This window comes from Nereida ignava (assembly GCF_001049735.1).
GTDB lineage: Bacteria > Pseudomonadota > Alphaproteobacteria > Rhodobacterales > Rhodobacteraceae > Nereida > Nereida ignava.
In genome coordinates this window covers 1-3,086 of the sequence record NZ_CVPC01000044.1, presented here as the reverse complement: position 1 = coordinate 3,086, position 3,086 = coordinate 1, and the positions used below count along the sequence as shown (strand labels likewise).

Genomic DNA, 3,086 nt, shown 5'->3' with positions numbered 1-3,086 from the left:
GATGACATTGTTTGAAATCATTAAAGGCAGCTCATTAATCACGGCTTGCGGCGCCAGTACGACGGTGTTGCGGCGTAGCATCCCGATCATGGTGCGCACACTGAGGTGGTCCGGATGTGCCCGTGTCAGCACCACAATATCCGGTGAACCGTAAGCAGCGTATTGAATTTGGGAACCTGTGGGGTCGATCAAAATGGTGGTGTTATCCCAAACAATTGTGACATTTGCACCCGATGTCGTGACAATCTGTGGAAGCCTATCAAGCGCAGAAGTCTGCTGCGCTTGATAGATGCGTTAGAAGCTGGTGCCGTGTTCAATGGCTTGTTGCTCTGCCGTGCCCGGAAGTGTTGTGAGCATGATTACAAACAGTGCTTGGGCAAGCTTAGAAAGCATATTGAACAACGGCATGACAGCGTCTCCTTTAACCAGCGAGATACGTGCGGAACCACGCTACCATACGTTGCTCGGCAAGCTTGGCCGCAGCCTCATCATAGCGCGGTGTCGTGTCATTGTGAAATCCGTGGTTCACGCCAGGATAAATATGAGCCTCGTAAGGGTTGTCGTTCTCTTCCATCGCAACCTGGAAGGCGGGCCACATCGCGTTGATGCGCTGATCCAATGCTGCAAGTTGAACCATCAGTGGCGCATTGATCCGTGCTACCTGCTCTGCATCTGGGAATGAGCCATAAAAAGGCACACCCGCTGCCATCTCAGGATACGCCGCTGCAAGCCGTGTGACGACGCCGCCTCCATAACAAAAACCAGTCGCGCCAACTTTGCCATTAGTGCCTTCAAGGTTTTGCAAATACTCAAAGCCCGCAAAAAAGTCATTCAAAAGCGCGCCCTGATCCAAGGTCCGCTGCATTGTCCGGCCTTCATCATCCGTGCCGGGATACCCTCCAAGGGATGACAGGCCATCTGGGCCCATCGCGATAAAGCCTGCCTTGGCAAGACGACGGACAACGTCACGAATATACGGGTTCAAACCACGGTTTTCATGAACCACCAAAATAGCCGCCGGTGGGCGCTCTGGGTTAATATTAGCAGGACGCACAAGATATGCGTTGATGTCGCCGGTTCCATCGGGGCTTGCGTAAGTGATGTCTTCACCCACGATATCCGGATCATCTGAGGCAACCTGCTCGGCCAGCGCGTAATTTGGCGATAGCGTTCCTAAAATCGCAGCAGCAGTAATGCCACCAACAGCCCATTTGCCCGCCCGATCCAAAAACTCACGTTTCGAGATCTTGCCGTGGGCGTAATAGTCGTAGAGATCCAAAAGGTCTTGATCGAAGTCATCAGCCGTCAAGCGGCGCGCGTTTGTTTGAACAGTCATCTCATTTACTCCAGGTTACCAATTAAACAGAAGTATTTCACTATTGCGCGATGACCACCGCAACAGATCACATGTCTGTGTGCATTTTTGCGGGTTCACGGTGCTGTCAGACATGTGCGCCTATTGTCGCATGATCTTCCCCTGTAGGGCAGTGCAGCATACTTCAGGCTCAGAAATTATCTTTTTTCTTTCTGGAGCTTCTGGTGGACACACTTCTTCTTTCCCGTATTCAGTTTGGTGCGAATATCTCGTTTCACATTCTGTTTCCAACAATCACCATCGCATTAGGGTGGGTATTGTTGTTCTTTAAGGTGCGCTTCACCGCGACCGGAGAGCAAAAGTGGATGGACGCCTACATGTTCTGGGTGAAGGTATTTGCGTTATCTTTCGCCATGGGTGTCGTGTCCGGTATCACGATGTCGTTCCAATTCGGCACGAACTGGCCCGGCTTCATGGAAACCGTTGGCAATGTGGCGGGCCCCCTACTGGCCTATGAAATCATGACTGCATTTTTCCTTGAGGCGGTATTTCTCGGGATTATGCTTTTTGGTGCCTCACGGGTAAAACCTTGGGTGCACACCTTGGCCACGTTTTTGGTCGCCTTCGGGACGACAATGTCGACGTTCTGGATCATCGTGCTGAATTCATGGATGCACACCCCCCAAGGTTATGAGGTGATTGACGGCGTTGTGCACGCAACCAACTGGCTTGAGATCATCTTCAACCCTTCAATGCCGTATCGCTTTATTCACATGATGCTGGCATCTGGACTAACAGTTGCCTTTTTGGTGGCGGGTATTTCGGCCTTGCGGATGTTGTGGGGCGACCGCGGCGAGGACGTAAAGACCGCGCTTCGCGTTGGTGTCATTGCTGGTGCTGGACTTATCCCGCTGCAAATTCTGGCTGGTGATTTTCACGGACTAAACACGCTCGAATATCAGCCTGCAAAAGTAGCAGCGATGGAAGGCAACTGGGAGACAGGCCCGAATGTGCCGTTGGTGCTGTTTGCCCTGCCCGACCAAGAGGCGCGTGAAAACCGCTTTGAGATTGCTGTTCCTAATGGTGCCTCACTCATCTTGACCCACAAAGCGGACGGTGTCGTGCCTGGCCTGAATGACTTTGTCACTGAGGATGGTGAGGTGTTGCACCCGCGCGTGTCGCCAGTATTTTTCAGCTTCCGCATCATGGTGGGCACAGGCATGGCAATGCTGTTACTGTCATGGGGTGGTGTTGTGATGCTGCGCAAATACGGCGCCGAGGCGATGCCCAGGGCGGCTCTTTATGCTTTCTGTGCCATGAGCTTTAGCGGTTGGATCGCGACATTGGCCGGTTGGTACACTACTGAAATCGGGCGGCAGCCATGGCTTGTTCAAGGCGTGCTCACCACCAAAGATGCCGTCAGCGACGTACCAAGCGCAATGGTTCTGAGCACACTGATTGGGTATCTTGTGGTCTATGCGGTGCTAATCGTGGCTTATATTGGTGTCATCACGTATCTCGCGCGCAAGGCAACCCGTGGCGAGCCGTTCTCATCACGTACTTACCCGCGTCGTGGCGAAGCGGTAGCATCCAACCTGCAACCAGGAGAATAATGATGGATTATTTCGGTGATCCCGCAATCTGGCTGCCATGGACTTTTGCGGCCCTGATGGGTCTGTCCATTCTAATCTACGTGGTGTTGGATGGATTTGACCTTGGGGTTGGGCTGCTGATGCCCCTTTCCAATGACGATGAAAAAGACCGTCTGGTT

At 52.7% G+C, this 3,086-nt stretch carries 4 protein-coding genes; 2 read left to right on the top strand and 2 right to left on the bottom strand.

Features of this window, described 5'->3' with window-relative positions:
* Both NIG5292_RS14735 and yghX read right to left on the bottom strand, forming a co-directional pair.
* A partial coding sequence (locus tag NIG5292_RS14735; protein WP_267884473.1) for an MBL fold metallo-hydrolase occupies positions 1-216 on the bottom strand: 216 nt, incomplete at its 3' end.
* Positions 217-421: 205 nt separating this feature from the next.
* Entirely contained in the window at positions 422-1,336 is a 915-nt protein-coding gene (gene yghX / locus NIG5292_RS14125) for a YghX family hydrolase (protein ID WP_048600182.1), read from the bottom strand.
* Positions 1,337-1,536: 200 nt separating this feature from the next.
* On the opposite strand from yghX, the gene NIG5292_RS14120 reads away from it, so the two are divergent.
* Together NIG5292_RS14120 and NIG5292_RS15375 are read left to right on the top strand one after the other, a co-directional pair.
* The gene (locus NIG5292_RS14120; protein WP_233488243.1) at positions 1,537-2,928 is read left to right on the top strand and encodes a cytochrome ubiquinol oxidase subunit I; all 1,392 of its coding nucleotides are present in this window, start codon (positions 1,537-1,539) and stop codon (positions 2,926-2,928) included.
* A gap of 2 nt (positions 2,929-2,930) precedes the next feature.
* Positions 2,931-3,086, top strand: a 156-nt coding sequence (locus tag NIG5292_RS15375; protein ID WP_144412763.1) for a cytochrome d ubiquinol oxidase subunit II, incomplete at its 3' end; no start/stop codon positions are given.

Coding starts and splice junctions, on each gene's coding strand:
- yghX (WP_048600182.1), bottom strand. CDS start 1,336: ATGACTGTTCAAACAAACGCGCGCCGCTTGACGGCTGATGACTTCGAT.